We start from the raw sequence: 19,088 nt of genomic DNA on the forward strand, positions 1-19,088 counted from the left end.
GGACATCCTCCGGAACTGTGACAGCACAGCGCATGGCGCGCATTTCGGCAATCGACCGCACGGTTGGCGCGCCGCGCGCGGCGGCGATAGGCTTCATCGCGCCTGATGGAGCCTCCGCGATGCCGAACGACCTTGCCAACAGCCCCGATGCGATGCTGCGCGCGCGGGCGCGCCGGGTCATTCCGGGCGGGCTGTGGGGGCATCTCAACGCCGCCAACCTGCCGGATGGCTATCCGCAATTCTTCGTCTCCGCCGAGGGTTGTCGCCTGCGCGACGCTGATGGCCGCGAGTTCATCGACTTCATGTGCGGCTGGGGTCCGATGGTGCTCGGCTACCGCAACCCGGTGGTCGAGGAAGCCGTGCGCCGCCAGGCCGCGCAGGGCGACGCGATGAACGGCCCGGCGCCTGTGCTGGTCGAACTTGCGGAAACACTGGTCGGCATGATCCCACACGCCGATTGGTGCCTGTTCCAGAAGAACGGCACCGATGCGACCACGGCCTGCGTCACCATCGCACGCGCCGGCACGGGGCGGCGCAAGGTGCTGGTAGCGCGCGGGTCGTATCACGGTGCCGCGCCGTGGTGCACGCCCTCCCTCGCCGGCGTGACGGTGGAAGACCGCGCCCATCTACTGCATTTCGACTACAACGACGCAGCGTCGCTGCAGGCGGCGGCGGACCAGGCGAAGGGCGACCTCGCCGCGGTCATCGTCACCGCCTTCCGTCACGACATGGGCCGCGACCTGGAACTGCCCGATCCCGCCTTCGGCCGGGCGGCGCGCGAGATCTGCGACGCGACCGGCGCCGCGCTGATCCTCGATGATGTGCGCGCGGGGTTTCGGCTGGACCTGGGCGGATCCTGGGAATGGATCGGCGTGCGGCCGGACCTCGCGGCCTACAGCAAGGCGATCGCCAATGGGCACGCGCTTGCCGCCGTGACGGGCACCGAGCGATTCCGGGGAGGTGCGACGCGCATCTACACCACGGGCTCCTTCTGGTGCGCGGCGGTGTCGATGGCGGCGGCGGTCGCGACGGTCAACGAATTGCGACGCATCGACGGACCTGCGCATATGCGGGCGATGGGGGAACGGTTCCGCGTCGGGCTCGATGCGCTCGCCGCGCGCCATGGCGTCGGGATCCGCCAATCCGGCCCGGCGCAGATGCCGCTGGTGCTGTTCGAGGACGATACGGACATGCGCAAGGGCAACGCCTTCTGCGCGGCCGCGCTGCGGGCCGGCGCGTATTTCCACCCGCGGCACAACATGTTCCTCTCCTTCGCGCATCAGCCGGCCGATATCGACCTTGCGCTGCAGGCGGCCGATGCGGGCCTCGCTGCCGTCGCGCGGATGGGCTGATGGTCAGCCCGGCATGAGGGCCTGGCGCGCGGTTGCCGCTGCGCCGATGCCCTCCCAGCCGTAGCGCATCGGCACCATGCGCGCTTCCGCCCAGGCCTGATGCTGGTCCGCGTAGTGCGGGCTGCCGGGATGGCCGGAGGCGCCGTGGAAGACCGTCCAGCGCGAATTCTCCCACGCGCCCACATCGAAGGCGTAGCGCGCCAGCGCGCCATAGGTCGCGCGCGGGCCGGATGCCGGCAGCAACCCGTTGGCGAAGACCGTGTCGCCATCGCCGCCGATGGCCTGCGCGGTCGGGTCCAGCAGCGCGGCCGCCTCCGGGAACAGCGCGGAGAGCGGATGGGCGAAGCGCGGGCGATGCGCCTCCCCCCAGGGCTGAGCGGCGACGGGATCGGTCGCGGCAACGGCAAGCGCCGCCCCGATCGCCTGCGTCCAACCCCAGCCGCCGAGCAGCGAGGCATCATCCGCGCGCAGCAGCGCCGGCAAGGTCCACCACAACTGGTTCAGCGGCACCACGCCGGGCGGCACGGCGAGCAAGGGATCACCCGCGAGCCCGCCGAGGCCACTACGTTCCGCCAGGATGCGCGTCAGCGCCAGGCGCAGAGCGATGTAGCCGCCAGCCGCGACACTGCCCGCCGCCATCCGCCCATCCCAGCCGAGCAGGCGTTCGCGCAGTGCGGCGGCACCCGCATCCGCCGGCACCGGCAGCGCCGCGAGGCGATCCCGCAGCAGCAGCGCATTGACCGAGAGCGTGTCGCCATGGATCGCCGCGGATTGCGCTTCCGCATCCGTGGGCGGCAGCGACAGCATCTCCATGATCCGCCGCGCGCGGTTGGGCGGATGGCAGTCGGTGCAGAGATAATCCGGGCCGCCATCGGCGACGACGCGGTTGTTGGCGGTGACGATGATGCCGCCCGCCGGATCGATCTGCCGTGGCATGGCCTCGAAGGGGATCCAGCCATCCCATTCATGCTCGCCGGTCCAGCCGGGCACCGGCAGCCAGCCATTCTCGCGCGGCCTGCGTGGCACCATCGCGCGCACCAGATGGCCGATGCGTCCATCAGTATCAGCGGCGACGAGGTTGTGGTCGATCAGGCCCCAGCCGCGCGTCGCCTCGAACAGCGCGGGGACGCTGCCGGCGCGCAGCATGCGCGGCAGGCAGTCGAAGGACAGGTCGGTCTCGGCAAACTGTACGGACCGCAGGGCGATGGCGTGCCCACGCGCCGGATCGCCTGCGATCACCGGGCCGTGCGACGTCTCGACCACCTCGATCTCGTGCGGCGCCGCGCCGCGGATGGCGATGGTCTCGCGCCGTCGCGCCACCGACAGCCAGGCGTCGCGGAAGCGATGATGCGCGGCCCCCGCGTCGAAGCGTTCGATGAAGAGGTCATGGATGTCCACGAAGGCGTGGGTCACGCAGTACGCCACGCGGTCGCTATGCGCGAAATGCGGGAAGGCCGGCACGCCCGGCACCGTCAGGCCGATGACGTCGAAGGCATCGCAGGCGAGATGACCCTGCGCGTACATGTTCGGGATCTCGAAGACGCGATGCGGATCGCCGGACAGGAAGGGTCGCCCGGTGGCGCTGCGCGCGGCTGACAGCGCCCAGTTGTTGCTGCCGCCACCTGCGGCATCGGGCGCGGCCTGCCCAAGCAACGCCTCGACCGACGGCGCGAGGTCACCGAGCGTCGCCGTCCAGCGGGCCGCCTCGACGCCGGGTGGGATGCAGAGCAGGTCGATGCCGCCATCCTCGTACCGCAGCTTCGCCGCCTGCGCAGCGCCGATGCGCGGCAATGCAGCGGCACGCCACAGCTTGAACCAGACGGAGCCCATCAGCAGCCCGAGCCGGCGCATCACCGCGATCGGGTGCCACGCCTCCCAGTGTAGCGGCGTCGCATCCAGCAGGCCGTACTCCACCGGCAGCGGCGCGCCGGACCCCAGGAACGCATTCACACCGGCGACATAGGATTCGAGCATCGCGCGCGCCTCGTCGCCGAGTGCCGCGAAGTCCCGCCGGCACGCCGCCTCCATGCCGAGGCGACGACACAGTGCGTCCATCTCGAAGGCCGGCGCGCCAAGCCATTCGGCGCTCCGCCCCAGCGCACGCCGCAGGTTCAGCTCCATCTGGAACAGCCGGTCCTGCGCATGGACGAAGCCCTGCGCCAGGAAGGCGTCATCCTGGCTGCGCGCGCGGATATGCGGCACGCCCTCCGGATCGCGCAGCACCTCGACCGGTCCGGCAAGCCCGGCGACGCGCAGCGTCCCGTCGGTTGGGGGCAGCGCCGCGCGCAGCGTCTCGGGCGTCAAGCGGCCAACTCCACATTCCAGAACATCGGGTAGGAGGATCGTACCAGGTTGCGCAGGGACGTCCGGTAGCCGGCCGGGATGGTGAACTGCCCCCACATCACCGCCGGGGTGAGATCGTAGGAGATGGTCTGAATCTCAGCGGCGACGCGGGCGCGCGCAGCCTCGTCCTCGGCCTTCGCGAAGGCCTGCAGCAGGCGAGGGATGCGATCGTCGCAGGACCAGCCCGGGAAATCCGCGCAGGTGGAGGCGACGTAGAAATGCGTCAGCGGGGAAAACATGTCCGTGCCGTTCGAATAGACGGAGAACATCGACCACCCGTCGCGCCGCACGCGACGTGCGAGCACCGTGCCCCAGTCCATGACTTGCTGGTCCACGGTGAAGCCGGCTTCCTTCATGTTCTGCACCAGCACCATGGAGGCGGTCTGGCTGATCGATCCCGCCACCTCCATCGCGATGACCGGCTCGCCGCGATACCCGGAGGCGCGGAGCTCGGCGCGCGCGGCCGCGATGTCCACTCGTGCCCCGGCACCACCCGCATCAGTGGAATAGGGCGCATCACACATCCAGAAGGACGGGCATTGCGGCGCGCGGAAGCGTTCCGGCACGCCGATCGCGGTCAGGATCGCGCCCTGGTCGGCCAGCTTCCACAGCACGCGCCGCACCGCGGGATTGTCGAACGGCGGCGCCGCGTGGTTCAGCCGGAAATTGCCCTGGAACTGGTGCAGCCCGCCGAGGCCGAGCAACTGCACCCCCCGCGCGCGTTCCAGGCGCGGCAGCAGGTCGAAGGGCAGGTACTGCATGTAGTGGATCTCGCCCTGCATCAGGGCGTTCGCGCCGGTGGTCTGGTCCGGCATGACCCGCAGGTTGAGCTGGTCGACCTTCACCACCTTGCCGCCGGCGAGGAAATCCGGCGGCTCCTGCCGCGGCACGTAGCCGGGGAAGCGTTCCAGCACCATCAGGCTGCCGGGGCGCCAGATATCTGCACGGAAGCGGAAGGGGCCCGAGCCGATGATCTCGGTGATCCGCTGCGTACCCGGTACGCGTGCGAGCCGTTCGGGCATCATCACCGGCAGCGGCGCGTTAGGCTTGCCGAGGACCTGCAGCAGCAGCGGGAAGGGTTCCTTCAGCGTCAGCACGAAGGTCCGCGCATCGGTCGCTTCCAGCGACGCCGTCGCGGCGTCCAGCATGCGGCCCAGCGGATCGCGCGGCGCCCAGCGCTTCAGCGACAGGACGCATTCGGCCGCGGTCACCGGCGCGCCGTCATGCCATGTCAGCCCGTCACGCAGCCGGAAGCGCCAGGTCAGGCGATCGGGTGAGGTCTCCCACGCCTCGACCATCTGCGGACGGATCTGTCCGCGATCGTCCATGGCGAACAGCGTGTCGAAGATATGGGTTGCGAAGGTGCGGGTGATCGCGGCGGTGATCACATGCGGGTCGAGGATCACCACCTCCGATTCCAGCACGATGTCGAGCGTGCCGGCGGCGCGGGCCTCGCGCGGGCGGATGATGCCGGTGGTCGCGAGTGCCGCCCCTCCAGCAAGGATGGCCCGCCGGCCCGTGCCCTGTTGCAGCATGCCCGTCTCCTTCACCCTGGTTTTGGTGAAGCCTAGAGCGGTTTCCACGGAGGTGGAAATGGCCCCGGACGCCGTGCCGACCGAACGGTCGGGACACCGGCCTGCCATCGGCAAGGGAGGCTTGCCGATCCCGCGCGGCGTGAGAGGATGCAGCCTGCCGACCTGCAACACGCCGGAGGAACGCGGTGGCACGCTCCGCGCCGAAGCCGAAACCCGACGACAAGGCCACCGCGACGACCGGTGCCGTGGCGAAGCCGCGGGCGCGAAGTGCCGCCGCCATGCAGACGGAAGGGCTGGTCTCGCTGCTGGAACTCGGCGGCCACGGGCAGCCGGCCCAAGGGCGCGTCGTACAGATCTTCGAGGTGGCCTGCCGACTCTTCGCAGTGAAGGGCTTCGACGGCGTGTCGATGCGCGACATCGCGCAGGAATGCGGGATCTCCAAGGCCACGCTCTATCACTACTTCCCCGACAAGGATTCGCTGCTGCGTCCCTTGGCGATGGGCGTGTCCAAGGCGCTGTACCTGTATGTCGCGCAGCTCGACGATCCGTCGCTCAGTGCGTCCGAACGGTTGCGGCGATACGTTGGCGAGACGGCGCGCTTCTTCGAACGCCACCGCTGGGCCTGGATCGCTTCCTCCACAAGCTTCTGGAACGATCCGCAGATCCGCGCCCGCCGCGAGCGGATTGCCTGGCGCGACCGATACGAACAGCTGGCGCGCGAGATCCTTGCGGCCGGCGTCGCCGCCGGCGAGATCCGCGACATCGACGTGCCAGTGGCCGGACGCATGATTCTCGGCGCGATCAACTGGATGTCGCATTGGTACGACCCGAAGGGCGAGCTGCCGGCGGCGGACATCGCGGAGCGCTTCTGCGACATGATGCTGAGCGGCATCCTCATGCTGCCGAACCAAGGCCGGGCACGGCCGTAGCGCCGGCCCCGCGGGGCGCCCCGGCACCGTTGCGCGGGCGCGCGGCGACCCCACCTCCTGCCGCAAGGGCCTATCGGCCACCATACCCGAAGCCATGCGGGGCGCCGCCGCCAGCGGCCGGCGCCTGAACAGGAGCCTTCCCATGTCCAGCCGTCGCCGCTTGCATCTGGGCGCCTTCATGCGGCCCGTGTCGATCCACACCGGCGCCTGGCGCTATCCCGGCGCCTGGCCGGACGCCAATTTCAGCTTCCCGCGCCTGAAGCATCTGATCCAGCGGCTGGAGGCGGGGAAGTTCGACGCGTTCTTCATGGCCGATCACCTGGCGCTGCTGAACATGCCGATCGAGGCGCTGCGGCGCAGCCACACCGTCACCTCCTTCGACCCGCTGACGCTGTTGCCTGCGCTCGCCGCCGTGACGGAACGCATCGGGCTGATCGCCACCGCCTCGACCACCTATAACGACCCGTATCACGTGGCGCGGAAGTTCGCCTCGCTCGACCACATCTCGGAAGGCCGCGCGGGGTGGAATGTCGTCACCACCGCCAATCCCGACGCGGCGATGAATTTCGGCCATGACGAGCACATGGCGCATGGGGAACGCTACAAGCGCGCCCGCGAGTTCTACGATGTCGTCACTGGCCTGTGGGACAGCTTCGCCGACGATGCCTTCATCCGCGACGTGGACAGCGGCATCTTCTGGGATCCGTCGCGGATGCATGTGCTGAACCATGTGGGCGAGGAGTTGCGGGTGCGCGGCCCGCTCAACGTTGCGCGCCCGGTGCAGGGCTGGCCGGTCATCGTGCAGGCCGGCGCGTCCGATGCCGGACGGCAGCTCGCGGCCGAGACGGCGGAGATGGTCTTCGCCGCCGGCGGCCCGATCGCCGACGCCCAGGCGTTCTATGCCGATGTGAAGGGCCGTGCCGCCCGTGCCGGGCGCGACCCGGACCACATCAAGATCCTGCCGGGCGCGCTGGTCGTGGTCGGCGACACCATCGAGGAAGCGAAGGCGAAGCGCGCTCATCTCGACAGCCTGGTGCATTACGACAGCGCCATCGGATCACTGTCGATCGCGCTCGGTGTCGATGCCCGCGCCTTCGATCCGGATGGCCCGTTGCCCGAGATCCCCGAGACGGAAGCGAGCAAGAGCGGCCGCGAGCGCGCCATCGGCCTGGCCCGGCGGGAGGGGCTGACGGTGCGGCAACTGGCACAGCGGCTCGGGGGCTATGCCGGCTCGGCGCTGGTTGGGACCCCTGCGAGCATCGCTGATACCATGGAGGAATGGCTGGAGAGCCGCGCCTGCGACGGCTTCAACGTGATGTTCCCGCATGTGCCGGCCGGGCTCGACGACTTCGTCGATCGCGTCGTGCCGGAGCTGCAGCGGCGCGGGCTGTTTCGGAAGGAATACGAGGGCACGACGCTGCGCGAGCATCTCGGCCTGCCGCGGCCGGAAAACCGGTTCTTCACGGAGGCAGCGCGCGCCGCAGAGTAAGCGGGGCGCATATCCCGGGGTCCAGGGGGCCGCTGCCCCCTGGCGGGGTGGCTTGGAGGGGCAGCGCCCCTCCAATCGCTTACGCCGGGATCAGCACACCCTGGACGACGTGGATCACGCCGTTGGAGCACAGCAGGTTCGGCCGGATGATGCTGGCCGAAGCGCCGGAGGGCTGCGCGCCGGCGCGCGCCGCCTGGATGCGCGGCTCGGTGGGGGTACCGCCGACCACGCGCACGTCGATGCCGCTCAGCATGCGGATGCGGCCGCCACGGGCGGTGATGTCCGGCAGGCGCAGGCGCCCGGCGGCGATCAGGTTGCGCAGGGAGGTCGCGCCGCCGTCGCGGAAGCTCGCCGAGGCCGCCGACCAGGCGACATTGGTCGGCGCGAAGACCGTGAAGGGCCCGGCGCCGTTCAGCAGCTCATTGAGCCCGGCGCTGCGCAGCGCCGAACGGAAATCCGACACGTCCGGCTGGATGCCGAGCACATCCATGATCGGGAAGCGGCCATCGGCGGTGACCGGCTCCGTCGCGCAGCCGGCGAGGACCAGGGCTCCGCCGCCGGCGGCGAAGAGGGAACGACGCGTGATCACCGGCGCTTCTCCTTGTAACTGCGCGAATCGAGGCCCGCGGGCGGGGCGCGGCCTTTTCGCGCCGCGGGCGGCATAGGGCAAGCCCCGCGAGGCGAGGTCAAGGAATGATGGCGAAACGATCCAGCGCCGGCAACAGGTGCGGCCGCAGCGCCGAGTAGTCCTCGCTCATCGGGAAATGGCCGAGGCCCTTCATGATCACCGCCTCCGCCCCCGGTATGGCGGCCGCGGTGGCCAGCGTGTCCTCCGGCCGGCAGGAATAGTCGTATTCGCCGGTCAGCAGGGTCACGGGGCAGCGTCTGGTGTCGATGCGGGCGAGGCGGGGGCGCAGGTCGCCCTCGCCCTTGTAGAAGTGCAGGTCGCCGCGGAACACGCCCGGCCCGCCCTGCATGTAGTGCCACAGCGTTTCCCAGCGGTCGCGATCCGGCGCGGAGGGCGCGATCAGGCCCGAGACGACGGCCGCGCAGACCTCCCCACCATGGGCGTGCGGGTGGTGCAACCATTCCGTATCGTAATAGGGCGCGACGAAGGCCGAGGATTGCAGCCCGATCACGCCGCGGATGGCGTCGGCATGCCCCGCGGCGAGGTCGAGAACGATGCGACCTCCGATCGAACAGCCCATTACGACGGGGCGATCAAGGCCAAGCGCCCGGGAGACGGCCAGCGCCATGCCGGTATAGGCGGCCGTGGTCAGGCGGTACTCGCCCTCCTGCCAACCTTCGGGCGGGGAGGACTTGCCGTGCCAAGGCATGTCGAAGGCGACGCAGCGGAAGCGGGATGTCACCGCCGGATCGCTCATCAGGTGGCGCCATTGGCGCCCGTCGGACCCGGCGGTGTGCAGCAGCAGCAGGGGCACGCCCTGGCCGGCTTCCTCGAAATACACACGGTGCGGGCGGCCTTCGAGGTCGAGGCGGAGGTAGCGGCCGGTGATGGGCTCGATCACGCCGCCTCCTCCCGCAACAGGGCGAAGACGCCCTTGAACCAGAACAGATGCGCCATGAAAGGCTGGATGTTGCCTTCGACGCGCAGGGCGCCGTGGCGCATCAGGGCCATCAGGTCATGCCAGCCGGGCGGCGGTGGGTTTGCCAGGAAGCGGGCCAGCCCATCCGGGGCGAAGCGCAGCGCGAGGTCGAAGCGCGGCATGATGGCCGGGGCGGGGCCGGCACTGGCCAGGGTGCCGTCGCGCACCGCCAGGATCCAGGCGCTGTCGCCGGCCTCGACCAGCACATCGGCGGTCAGGTGGCGGCCCCAGCGCGCCAGGTCGGATGTGCCGGCTGCGCGGGCGGGCAGGGCGGCGAGATTCATGGGCGCGCAGCCATGGCGTTTCCTCGGTCGTTGCGGGGAAGGCTAGCGGCCGGTTCAGGTCCGGGCAAACCGGCCCCTCACGCCTCCCGCGAAAATCGCGCTACATGGGGTGGTCGCGCATTCAGGCCCTGAGGACGTCGCCTTGGTCCAGATCACTTCCCCCGACTTCAAGCAGAACGCCGCGCGCGCGCTGAACGATGCCGGGCTGCAGAAGGCGCTCGGCAAGGCCAAGGGTGCCTTCCTGCAGCGCCGCGCCGAAGCCGTGTCCCGCCTGCCGGAATTCGAGCAGCTGCGCGACATCGGCCGCGACATCAAGAACCACACCCTGGCGAACCTCGACTTCTACCTCGAGACCTATGCCGCGAATGTCGAACGCGCCGGCGGCACCGTGCATTGGTGCTCGACGGCGGATGATGCGCGCGCCGCGGTGCTGGAGATCTGCCGCAAGGCCGGGGCGAAGACCGTCACCAAGGGCAAGTCGATGATCTCCGAGGAGATCGCGATCAACGACCATCTGGAACGGCACGGCATCACGCCGGTCGAGACCGACCTTGGCGAATACATCATCCAGCTCCGCAAGGAGCATCCGTCGCACATCATCGCTCCCGCCTTCCACCTGAACCGCGAGGATTGGGAGGCCGATTTCCGCCGTATGCACACGGATCTCGACCCGAACCGCGTGTTCAATGAACGCCGCGACATCCTGGCGGAAGCGCGGACCAAGCTGCGGTCCCGCTTCCTTGCCGCCGATGTCGGCATCACCGGGGCCAATTTCCTGATCGCGGAGACGGGGTCCTCCGTCATCGTGACGAACGAAGGCAATGGCGACCTGACGCAGACCCTGCCGCGCGTGCACATCGCGCTCGCGAGCATCGAGAAATGCGTGCCGACGCTGGAGGATGCGACCTCCCTGCTGCGCCTCCTTGCGCGGTCCGCGACGGGGCAGGATTTCTCCGTCTACACCACCTTCAGCACGGGTGCGCGGCGGCCGGGCGACCTCGACGGGCCGGAGGAATACCACGTTGTCCTGCTCGACAATGGCCGATCCAACATGATCGGTTCCGAGTTCCAGGAGATGCTGCGCTGCATCCGCTGCGCGGCCTGCATGAACCACTGCCCGGTCTATGGCGTGACCGGCGGGCATGCCTATGGCTGGGTCTATCCTGGCCCGATGGGGTCGGTGCTGACGCCGTCTCTGGTGGGCATCGACAAGACGGCGCTGCTGCCCAATGCCTCCACCTTCTGCGGCAAATGCGAGAGCGTCTGCCCGGTGAAGATCCCGCTGCCGGGCCTGATGCGTCACTGGCGGGAACGCGAATTCGAACGGCACCTGACGCCGCGCGCGGTGCGGCGCAACCTCGGCCTCTGGGCCTGGTTCGCAAAGCGGCCCGGGATGTATCGCCTCGCGACGCGGGCCGGGATCGGCGCGCTGTCGATGCTGGCGCGCGGCAAGGGGGCGTTCCGCTCCATGCTTTTCGCGGGCGGCTGGACCAAGGGGCGCGACCTGCCGGCACCCGAACCCGGCGGCACCTTCATGGCGCGCTACACCAAGATGCAGCGCCAGGGGCGCTGATCCGATGAGCAAGGACGCCATCCTCTCCGCCATCCGTCGCGGCCTGAAGCGCGGCCCGCTGCCGGCCGACCAGCGCGCCATGCTCGATGGCCGCCTCGCCACCCATCCGCGCCACCTGATCCCGCAGCGCTCGCGCGTGCCACGGCCCGAGCAGGTCGCGCTGTTCATCCGCAATGTCGAGAAGGAATTCGGCTCGGTCGATCGCGTCGCCGATGCGAAGGACATCCCCGGCGCGGTGGCGGATTACCTGGCCGCGCAGAACCTGGCGCCACGCTTCGTGATGGCACCGAACCCGGAACTGCAGGCGCTGCCCTGGGCCGACCGGCCGCTGCTGGACTTTGAGGCGCGGCGGGCCGAGGCGAGCGATGCGGTCTCCGTCCAGCACGGCTATGCCGGTATTGCCGAGACCGGCACGCTGATGCTGCCGTCCGACCCCGCGCGGCCGACAACGCTCAACATCCTGGCGGAAACGGAGATCGTCGTGCTGCGCGCCTCGCGCATCCATGGCGCCTATGAGGAAGCCTGGGACACGCTGCGGCGGGAACGCACCGATCCCGTGACTGGCGGCTTCATGCCGCGCAACGTGATGCTGGTGACCGGGCCGTCGCGCAGCGCGGATATCGAGCAGACGCTCGAACTCGGCGCGCACGGCCCGCGGCGGCTGCACATCATCCTGCTGGACGACGATCCCGCCGCATTGCCCGCTGCATGACGCGCCGGAAACTGCGTGGGCTGTCGGAGGCCGACCGTGCCCTGTGGCGTGCCTATGCCGCGGAGATCGTGCCGCTGCCGGGCCGGGAACTGCCGCCCGAACCGGCTGCCGCACCGCCAGCGCCGGTCGCCGCCGTGCCCGTTGCCACGCCGATGGCGGCCGCCCCCGCGCCGCGCTGGACGCCACCCGACATCGCGGTGAACGCCCCGCCGGCGGGTCTCGACGACCGGCGCTGGCGCGACCTGCGGCGCGGGCGGATCGCGCCTGAACGCACCATCGACCTGCATGGCCGCCGCGCGCAGGAGGCGCATGCGGCCGTGCATGCCTTCCTCGCCAGCGCCTTCGCCGATGGGCTGCGCTGCGTGGCGGTGATCACCGGTCGCGGATCGACCACCGAGGGCGGCGTGCTGCGGCGGGAATTGCCGCATTGGCTGAACGCGCCGGATCTGCGGCGGATCATCCTGGGTGCCGCGCATCCGCACCGGGCGAATACCGGGGCGGTGCATCTGTTGCTGCGGCGGCGCCGGTAGTTTCATCGCCCGGCGCGGAGTTCCTCGACCGTCCGCAGCGCATGGTCGGCCGGCACGCCGAGGCGGGTCATGGCGAAATCCGCCATGCCGAGCGCGATCTCCCTTTCGCCCATCACCACCAAGCCCATGCCCTGCTCGCGTTCGAGGAAGGCGGCTTCCTCCTCATCATGGGCGCGGGCGGCGGCAATGATGGCGGGGTTGGCGGCGCGCGCGATGTCCAGCACGCGGCGGCAGCCCGCGGCCTCCGGCATGGCCAGCACGATCATGCGGGCGGCCTCGGGGCGCGCGGCGTGCAGCACCTCGGCGCGCGCGGCATCGCCCCAAACGACCGGAACCCCGGCCTGACGCAGCGCGGCGGCCGCGGCGTGGTCGGCCTCGACCACCACGAAGGGTTGGTTGTGGCGTTGCAGCGCCTGCGCGACGACGCGCCCGACGCGGCCATGCCCGACCAGGATCGCATGGCCCTCCAGCCCCTGCGGCGGGGCCTGCGACAGCCGTGCCTGTCCGCGACGGACCTGCCAGGCATGGACGCGGCGTGTGCCTTCCAGCCACACGGCCAGCCGGTCAGCGAGGATCTGCATCAGCGGTGTCGTCAGGATGGTCAGTGTCACCGCGGTCAGCAGCGGGCCGCGCGTCTCCTCCGGCAGCAGCCCCGCGCTGATGCCGAGCTGCCCAAGCAGCAGCGAGAATTCGCCGATCTGCGCCATGGCGCCGGCGACCGTCGCCGCGGCCGGCAGCGGCACGCCGAGCGCCAACAGCAGGCCAAGGATCGCCCCGCCGGTGCCGGCCAGCACGACGAGCACCGTCGCCGCCGAGGCCCATGGCGTGGCGAGGATCGCCGCCGGATCGACCAGCCCGCCAACCGAGACGAAGAACAACGCCACGAAGACCCGTTGCAGCGGCACCGTATCCGCCGACGCCTGGTGGCCGAGCGGGCTTTCCCCCAGCAGCACCCCGGCGAAGAAGGCACCGAGCGCCGGCGACACACCGAACAGCGCCGAGGACCCGAAGGCCGTGCCGAGTGCTGCGACGATGACGGCCAAGGTGAAGAGTTCCCGCGATCCGGTCGCGGCGACGCGCGCCATGATCCGGGGGAGCAATACTCGTCCACCCAGCGCCATGGCGACCAGGAAGGCCAGCAATTGGGCCACGGTGCCGGCCAGCGCCGTGGCCAGCCCGCCGGATTCGACCGCACCGGCGAGACCGGGCAGCAGCACAAGGGCGAGCACGACCACGAGATCCTGCATCACTAGCCAGCCCAGCGCGATCCGCCCGGCCTCCCCGCCGAGGCGCCCGCGTTCGTCGAGCGCGCGGGTGGAGACGGCGGTGGAGGAGATCGCCAGTGCCAGGCCGAAGACGACCGCGCCGGCCCAGCCAAGTCCGAAGGCGAGCGCACCGACCGCGGCCCCCAGCAGCGTGCCGCAGGCGATCTGGGCGAGTGCCCCGGGCAGCGCGATGCGCCAGACCGCCAGCAGGTCGCGCGGCCGGAAATGCAGCCCGACCGCGAAGAGCAGCAGCGCGACGCCGATCTCGGCGAGGGCGGCCGTGACGCCGGGATCAGCGACGAAGCCCGGGGTATGCGGCCCGACCACGATGCCGGCCGCGATGTAGCCAAGCAACGGCGGCAGGCGCAGCAGCCGCGCCGCGAAGCCGAAGGCGAAGGCAAGGGCAAGGCCGACGACGAGCGTCGTCACCAACGGTCCGGCATGGGTCATTGCGGCCAGGATAGCGTGTTGCGGCGCGGCGTCAGCCCGGCGGCGCGGTGCTCGCCCCCGGTCCGAGCGGCCGGGTCATCAGCACGCTGTCCACCCAGCGGCCATGCTTCCGGCCGACGGCCGGCAGCAACCCGGCATGGGCGAAGCCGGCCGCCGCATGCAGGCCGATCGAGGCCGCATTCGCCGAATCGCCGATGACCGCGACCATCAGCCGGAAGCCCTGGACGGTGCAGCGTTCGATCAGCGCATCCAGCAAAGCCCGGCCGGTGCCGCCGCGCCCCTGTCCAGGCGCGACATAGACCGAGTTCTCGATGGCGAAGCGATAGGCGGGTCGGGGGCGATAGGCCGAGGCGTAGGTATAGCCGACGACGCGGCCGGCCCGCTCGGCGACCAGGTGGGGGTAGCCGGCGGCGAGGATCGCCTCCCGCCGCCGGGCCAGTTCCGCAGCGTCGGGAGGTTCCAATTCGAAGCTGGCGAGGCCGTGCGTGACCCAGTGGCCGTAGATGGCTGTGATGGCGGGGACGTCTTCCGGGCGGCTGTCGCGGATGGCAAGCGTGGTCATGGCGCGAGGGTGGCGGCGTGTCCGGCGGGGTGGAAGACGGATGAGCGGCCGGATGGTGGCCGGGGCTTCCTTCGCGGGCCGGGCTGGGCTATGCGGTTCCCCGACGGACCCGTAGCTCAGCTGGATAGAGCGCTGCCCTCCGAAGGCAGAGGTCGTACGTTCGAATCGTATCGGGTCCGCCATTCTTTTCAATTAGTTATGTGGCTTGGAGCATCTCCTCCTCGGAGGTGGTGTCACCATAGAGTCACCACTGATTTTCATGCCAGAATCGAGATAAGCGCGTTACGATGATTGCCGTTGCGGGCGCAGACCGCCCCAAAGCTAGAACGGAACATCGAACATGAAGCCCAGCGAAGGCAGCGCTTCCGATATAGCTGAGCGGGAAGCGAAGAAAGAAAAGCTGACGGAACTTTTAAAAGAGGATCGGCGATGGTATATACGACGACGCAATCAACTACAAAATATGTGGATTGTATTTACAATATGTACGATATTTCTCGGATTTCTTACCTCCATACTCATAGCGTTTGGTTTTCCCCGGACGAATAATGATTTAGATAGGGCTATACTGGTTGCTCTTCCGGCAATTTCGGGTCTTTGTGGGACAATAATAGCGCAGTTTCGCTTGCGAGAGCACTGGGAGTTGCGCGAAATGGGTCGAATAGATATTGAAGAATCCTTAGTCAAGGTCGGCTTTCTTCCGATCAATAATTCTAAGGCTTTCGAACAGCAGCTGTATGAACTCAGTATGGATAGGGTGCGACGGTCTAGGTATCAAACCGGCAAGTTTTTCGCGGCCTTGTCTGCAAAGCAGGAGGACGGGGAGGCGGATATTCGCCGGCCGGGGCAGTCGCTCGTGCCACCGAGTCCCGCTAACGCTCCGGATGCTCAAGTTCAACTGCCAAGCACTTCCCCGACTGACCTGACCGCTCCGTCACGATAGTAGGTAAGTGCGTCCATCACACAAACAGCAGCCCCTCGGGCCGCGCGCCCTCGCGCTCGTACACCGACACGGCCACCTCGTTCGCCAGCGCGCGCCCGATCGCCATTGCGACCGCGGCGGCACCATCGATCTTCCCGTCCGCCTTGCCCTTCGAGAACTTGATGTTCCCGGCGGCGTCCATCTCGATGCGGATGTTGCCGATGTTCCAGCGCAGGATCGGATCGCCGTCCGCGTGGAACTGCCGGCCGAGAATGGCGCGCTCGATTTCCTTGCAGGGCGCCGACATGGACGCGAAGCCCTGGCCGAACGTCGCCACCGGCAGGCCACGGTCCTGCAGGCGATTCAGGAAGCCCACCGCGCCCCACCGATCTACCGCGATCTCGCGCACCGCCAGCTCGCCGGCGAGGTCCACCAGGTCGGCGATGATACGGTCCTGATCGATGCTGTTGCCATCCGTCACCACCAGGCGCCCGGAGGCCTCGAACTCGGCATAGGGCAGGTTGTCGGCGACGCGACGGCGGAACTGCTCGCGCGGACAATATTGCCGGCCCCAAACCAGCCAGCCGCCGTCACCGTCCGACGCCACCGCATAGACCGCCGCGAGGTCCGACACGCTGGCGAGGTCCACGCCGACATACACGTCCCGCCCGGCGAGGTCCGCGAGCTCCACCGGCCGCGCGCGGTCCCCCTCGTCATAGACGCCGAGATCCACCCAAGTGGCGGTCGCGCTGTCGCCCCAAATGTTCAGATAGAGCCGACGGAACATCTCCCGCTGCGACGGGATCTCCTTCGCCTGCCGCGCCGTGATGCGCATTTCCTCCAGGCTGCGGAACCCGGCGGCCATGGCGGGATTCACCGCCATCCACACCGCCTCGTCTTCCCAGTCGCAATCGTGCGGCGCCTGATAGAGCACCGGCAGGAAGGTCTCATCGACCACGTCGCCGCGCTCGACCTTCAGCGCGTACTCGTACAGATCCCACGCCAGATTGCCGCGACCGACGCCGGCCGTGGTGGTGACGATGGTGAGCGGGTCGAGCCGCTTGCCCATCGAGGTGATCAGAACCTCCCACAGCTCGCGCGATGGCCACGCATGCACCTCATCAGCGAGGAGCAGCGACACGGCGAGGCCGTGCTTGCTGAAGGCCTCATGCGAAATGGCCTTGTACGTGCTCTCGCTGCCCGGGTGGTGGATCAGCTTCCGGCTGTCCACCACCCGCGTTGCCTTCGTCAGGTAGGCATCGGCGCGGATCATGCGGCACGACGCGTTGAACGCGATGGAAGCCTGCTCGCGATCGGCCGCAGCGCTCACCACCTGGCCGGCCGCATCCTTCTCGGGCCCCATCAGGCCGATCAGTGCCAGCGCGGAGGTGAGCGTCGTCTTGCCCGACCCGCGCGGCAGCAGCATGAACACGGTGCGGATCTTCCGCCGGCCCGTCACCGGGTCCACGTCGCCGAAGATCTTCCGCACGATGCGCGCCTGGAACTCCGGCAGGATGAACGGCTGCCCGGCGAGCGGGCCTTCGGTGTGCGTCAGGTTCTCGATGAACCGCACCGCCCGCGCGCCTTTGCCCAGCGGATCGGGAATGTCCCCCCCGAGGAAGCGGGAACCCGTCAGCAGGCCACTCATGCCAGCCCGCTCCACTTCCGCACTTCGGCCGGCACCTCGTCCTCGTGCTTGCCGCGCCGGTGCGGCGTCAGGCCGAGCTCGGCCGCCAGCAACCGCGCCTCGCGCATGGCGCTCGCCTGCATGCGGAAGGCCGGGTGCGCCACCATGCCGCCCTCAGTGGCGATGAAGCGCCCGTCGCGGGTCATCGCCTCCTCGCATTCCCGGATCAGCCCCACCGCCACGCAGTAGGATTCGAGCGTCGCCATGGTGTCGCGGGCGAGGAGCTTCCGGCGGTGCAGATCAGGAGCCGCGCGGCGCCATTCTGCGGTGGCGTGGGGCGTGAACCACGTCGGAGGGCCGGGACAGCCCGCCGGATCGGCGCCGCCCTCTACGGCCACCAGGGAGGGTTTGCGGCCCTTCATGCTGGATCGCCTTTTCCCGGGGCGCCCAATTTCGGCGGTGTCGCACGTTCGACCCCCCGCGCGGTCAGGCCCCCCGGGCGGCCGAAACCGGACCCCCTATCCCCCTCGGCGCGCCCGAACGACTGATCGCGCGCCGTCCGCTGGCTGTGGTGGCGCTTGCACATGGCCCTGACGTTGACAGGGTCGAGGCGCGCCCCACCGGCACGGATGGCGGTGATGTGGTCCACCTCGGTTGCCGTGGCCGTGCAGCCTGGTGCGCAGCAGGTGGGGTGGGTGCGGAGGTAGTCGGCACGGAAGGCCTGCCAGCGCCCGTCATAGCCGCGCTGGGCAGCAGAGGGGCGCTTGGCGTCCTGCGCCTGCCGGAAGGCCTGTGTGCAGAGGGGGCACCGCGCGCCGGTGAAGCGGGGATGCCCTGGCTTGTTGCAGAAGCGGGGAGCGGCCCAGGGCATCAGGGCAGCACCAGCATGCGCCAGGGCTCCAGCATGGCCTGTACCGCTGGGGAGAGGGTGGCCGTGGCAGCGCTGGGCGTGGCGTAACTGGCGGAGCCGATGCCCTCGACTTCCTCAGAGCGCAGCAGAGGGTTATGGCCCCGGCCGGCGTGGAGTGCCGTCACCATGTCCATCGCCGCACGCTGAAGGTCAGCAGGCGCACCGTCCGGCAGGTCGAAGCCCGCCTCGTACAGCACCACCACCACGCCGCGGCGCCAGGGGGCGCGGCGGCCGTCGTCCAGGCGATAGAGCAGCGAGCCGTCGAGCTCATAGTCGGCAGCATCGAGCGTCTCGCCATCCACCGTGACAAAGGTGATGGAGGGCGCGAGGTAGCGGTCGAGCGGGATATGCCCGGCCGGCCAGCATGGCCGCTCCGTCTGGCGCAGTGATTCCCGCCCGAAGGTCTGCCCGCACCACCGGGCAATGGCGGTGCTGGCCTGCGTGATCGCTGTTGCCAGCCAGGGGTCATCACCCGAGCCGGTGATGCTGAGCTCGACCTTCACGGCCTCGACCGTGGTGAGGTCTGCGCTCGCGGCAGGGGTGATGATCTCCAGCATGATCAGGCCGGCGGGTTCGCGGTCGGGACCGACTGCGGATGACCGAGGATCCACACACCGGCGACGAAGATGTTGCCGGCAGCGTTGCCCGTGGGCGTGATGGTGACGCGAACGTAGCGCTTTGGACCGACGTAGCCGATCTTCCGCACCTCGTTGTCGTCATCGTACTGGAACCCGGCCAGCGCCTCGGTGCCGAGCAGGTACGCATCGGCCACCGCGGCATTGTCGTTGAGGCCGGAGTTGTTCCCGTCCTCAACCAGCACGGCGAAGGTCGCGTCCGCATCGGTGTTGGCACCGACCAGGATGATGAACTCGCAGGAGCCGAACCCCTGCGTGTCCACGATCTGCGAGACGAACGGCGTGTTGTCGGTCACCGCGGCGACGGGCGACAGCCCGCGCTTCGGATAGATGTTGTTGTGCAGGTCGCGCATCGGTGCTGCT

At 69.4% G+C, this 19,088-nt stretch carries 18 protein-coding genes and 1 tRNA gene; 8 read left to right on the forward strand and 11 right to left on the reverse strand.

Annotation, left to right across the window (positions count from 1 at the left end):
* Window positions 1-119 precede the first annotated feature (119 nt).
* On the forward strand, window positions 120-1,352 hold the full coding sequence (locus tag AC2YHJ_RS00445; RefSeq protein ID WP_487393327.1) for an aminotransferase class III-fold pyridoxal phosphate-dependent enzyme: 1,233 nt from the start codon (window positions 120-122) through the stop codon (window positions 1,350-1,352).
* Window positions 1,353-1,355: 3 nt separating this feature from the next.
* Here the strand turns inward: AC2YHJ_RS00445 and AC2YHJ_RS00450 are convergent, their stop codons facing one another.
* Both AC2YHJ_RS00450 and AC2YHJ_RS00455 read right to left on the reverse strand, forming a co-directional pair.
* A complete protein-coding gene (locus tag AC2YHJ_RS00450; RefSeq protein ID WP_487393328.1) occupies window positions 1,356-3,656 on the reverse strand; it encodes a penicillin acylase family protein in 2,301 nt (766 codons plus the stop codon).
* Entirely contained in the window at window positions 3,653-5,230 is a 1,578-nt protein-coding gene (locus tag AC2YHJ_RS00455; protein ID WP_487393329.1) for an ABC transporter substrate-binding protein, read from the reverse strand. Before AC2YHJ_RS00455 ends, AC2YHJ_RS00450 begins: the two co-directional genes overlap by 4 nt.
* A gap of 185 nt (window positions 5,231-5,415) precedes the next feature.
* Here AC2YHJ_RS00455 and AC2YHJ_RS00460 point away from each other — a divergent pair, with 185 nt between their 5' ends.
* A complete protein-coding gene (locus AC2YHJ_RS00460) occupies window positions 5,416-6,159 on the forward strand; it encodes a TetR/AcrR family transcriptional regulator (protein ID WP_487393330.1) in 744 nt (247 codons plus the stop codon).
* A 142-nt stretch (window positions 6,160-6,301) separates the two neighbouring features.
* Complete coding sequence (locus tag AC2YHJ_RS00465; RefSeq protein ID WP_487393331.1) at window positions 6,302-7,648, forward strand: LLM class flavin-dependent oxidoreductase; 1,347 nt, start codon at window positions 6,302-6,304, stop codon at window positions 7,646-7,648.
* A 79-nt stretch (window positions 7,649-7,727) separates the two neighbouring features.
* On the opposite strand, the gene AC2YHJ_RS00470 is transcribed toward AC2YHJ_RS00465, so the two are convergent.
* From AC2YHJ_RS00470 to AC2YHJ_RS00480, 3 genes are all read right to left on the reverse strand, one after another.
* On the reverse strand, window positions 7,728-8,237 hold the full coding sequence (locus tag AC2YHJ_RS00470) for a fasciclin domain-containing protein (RefSeq protein ID WP_487393332.1): 510 nt from the start codon (window positions 8,235-8,237) through the stop codon (window positions 7,728-7,730).
* 97 nt (window positions 8,238-8,334) lie between these two features.
* On the reverse strand, window positions 8,335-9,177 hold the full coding sequence (locus AC2YHJ_RS00475) for an alpha/beta fold hydrolase (RefSeq protein ID WP_487393333.1): 843 nt from the start codon (window positions 9,175-9,177) through the stop codon (window positions 8,335-8,337).
* Window positions 9,174-9,539, reverse strand: a complete 366-nt coding sequence (locus AC2YHJ_RS00480) for a hypothetical protein (RefSeq protein WP_487393334.1) — start codon at window positions 9,537-9,539, stop codon at window positions 9,174-9,176. The genes AC2YHJ_RS00475 and AC2YHJ_RS00480 overlap by 4 nt, the downstream gene beginning before the upstream one ends.
* A gap of 142 nt (window positions 9,540-9,681) precedes the next feature.
* Here AC2YHJ_RS00480 and AC2YHJ_RS00485 point away from each other — a divergent pair, with 142 nt between their 5' ends.
* From AC2YHJ_RS00485 to AC2YHJ_RS00495, 3 genes are read left to right on the forward strand one after another with little or no spacing between them, the layout of a single operon-like run.
* Window positions 9,682-11,112 carry a LutB/LldF family L-lactate oxidation iron-sulfur protein gene (locus AC2YHJ_RS00485; protein WP_487393335.1) on the forward strand — a complete coding sequence of 477 codons (1,431 nt, stop codon included), beginning with the start codon at window positions 9,682-9,684 and terminating at the stop codon, window positions 11,110-11,112.
* A gap of 4 nt (window positions 11,113-11,116) precedes the next feature.
* Window positions 11,117-11,824, forward strand: coding sequence for a LutC/YkgG family protein (locus tag AC2YHJ_RS00490; protein WP_487393336.1), 708 nt, complete (start codon window positions 11,117-11,119; stop codon window positions 11,822-11,824).
* Window positions 11,821-12,354, forward strand: a complete 534-nt coding sequence (locus AC2YHJ_RS00495; protein ID WP_487393337.1) for a Smr/MutS family protein — start codon at window positions 11,821-11,823, stop codon at window positions 12,352-12,354. Before AC2YHJ_RS00490 ends, AC2YHJ_RS00495 begins: the two co-directional genes overlap by 4 nt.
* A 2-nt stretch (window positions 12,355-12,356) precedes the next feature.
* Here the strand turns inward: AC2YHJ_RS00495 and AC2YHJ_RS00500 are convergent, their stop codons facing one another.
* Both AC2YHJ_RS00500 and AC2YHJ_RS00505 read right to left on the reverse strand, forming a co-directional pair.
* Entirely contained in the window at window positions 12,357-14,048 is a 1,692-nt protein-coding gene (locus AC2YHJ_RS00500; protein ID WP_487393338.1) for a cation:proton antiporter, read from the reverse strand.
* A gap of 52 nt (window positions 14,049-14,100) precedes the next feature.
* Entirely contained in the window at window positions 14,101-14,631 is a 531-nt protein-coding gene (locus AC2YHJ_RS00505) for an N-acetyltransferase family protein (protein WP_487393339.1), read from the reverse strand.
* 105 nt (window positions 14,632-14,736) lie between these two features.
* On the opposite strand from AC2YHJ_RS00505, the gene AC2YHJ_RS00510 reads away from it, so the two are divergent.
* Together AC2YHJ_RS00510 and AC2YHJ_RS00515 are read left to right on the forward strand one after the other, a co-directional pair.
* Window positions 14,737-14,813: transfer RNA gene (locus tag AC2YHJ_RS00510), tRNA-Arg, on the forward strand.
* Window positions 14,814-14,971: 158 nt separating this feature from the next.
* On the forward strand, window positions 14,972-15,574 hold the full coding sequence (locus AC2YHJ_RS00515) for a hypothetical protein (RefSeq protein ID WP_487393340.1): 603 nt from the start codon (window positions 14,972-14,974) through the stop codon (window positions 15,572-15,574).
* Between the two features lie 16 nt (window positions 15,575-15,590).
* Here the strand turns inward: AC2YHJ_RS00515 and AC2YHJ_RS00520 are convergent, their stop codons facing one another.
* The 4 genes from AC2YHJ_RS00520 to AC2YHJ_RS00535 form a co-directional block, all read right to left on the reverse strand.
* Window positions 15,591-17,201: a terminase large subunit gene (locus tag AC2YHJ_RS00520; protein ID WP_487393341.1), complete on the reverse strand. Its 1,611-nt coding sequence runs from the start codon at window positions 17,199-17,201 to the stop codon at window positions 15,591-15,593.
* Window positions 17,198-17,602, reverse strand: a complete 405-nt coding sequence (locus AC2YHJ_RS00525) for a phage terminase small subunit P27 family (RefSeq protein ID WP_487393342.1) — start codon at window positions 17,600-17,602, stop codon at window positions 17,198-17,200. Before AC2YHJ_RS00525 ends, AC2YHJ_RS00520 begins: the two co-directional genes overlap by 4 nt.
* Before the next feature lie 448 nt (window positions 17,603-18,050).
* Window positions 18,051-18,647 (reverse strand): head-tail connector protein, encoded by a 597-nt coding sequence (locus AC2YHJ_RS00530; protein WP_487393343.1) that lies wholly within the window; start codon window positions 18,645-18,647, stop codon window positions 18,051-18,053.
* Window positions 18,648-18,649: 2 nt separating this feature from the next.
* Window positions 18,650-19,078: a hypothetical protein gene (locus AC2YHJ_RS00535; RefSeq protein ID WP_487393344.1), complete on the reverse strand. Its 429-nt coding sequence runs from the start codon at window positions 19,076-19,078 to the stop codon at window positions 18,650-18,652.
* Window positions 19,079-19,088 lie beyond the last annotated feature (10 nt).

The organism is Roseomonas sp. SRI_022 (assembly GCF_057586215.1).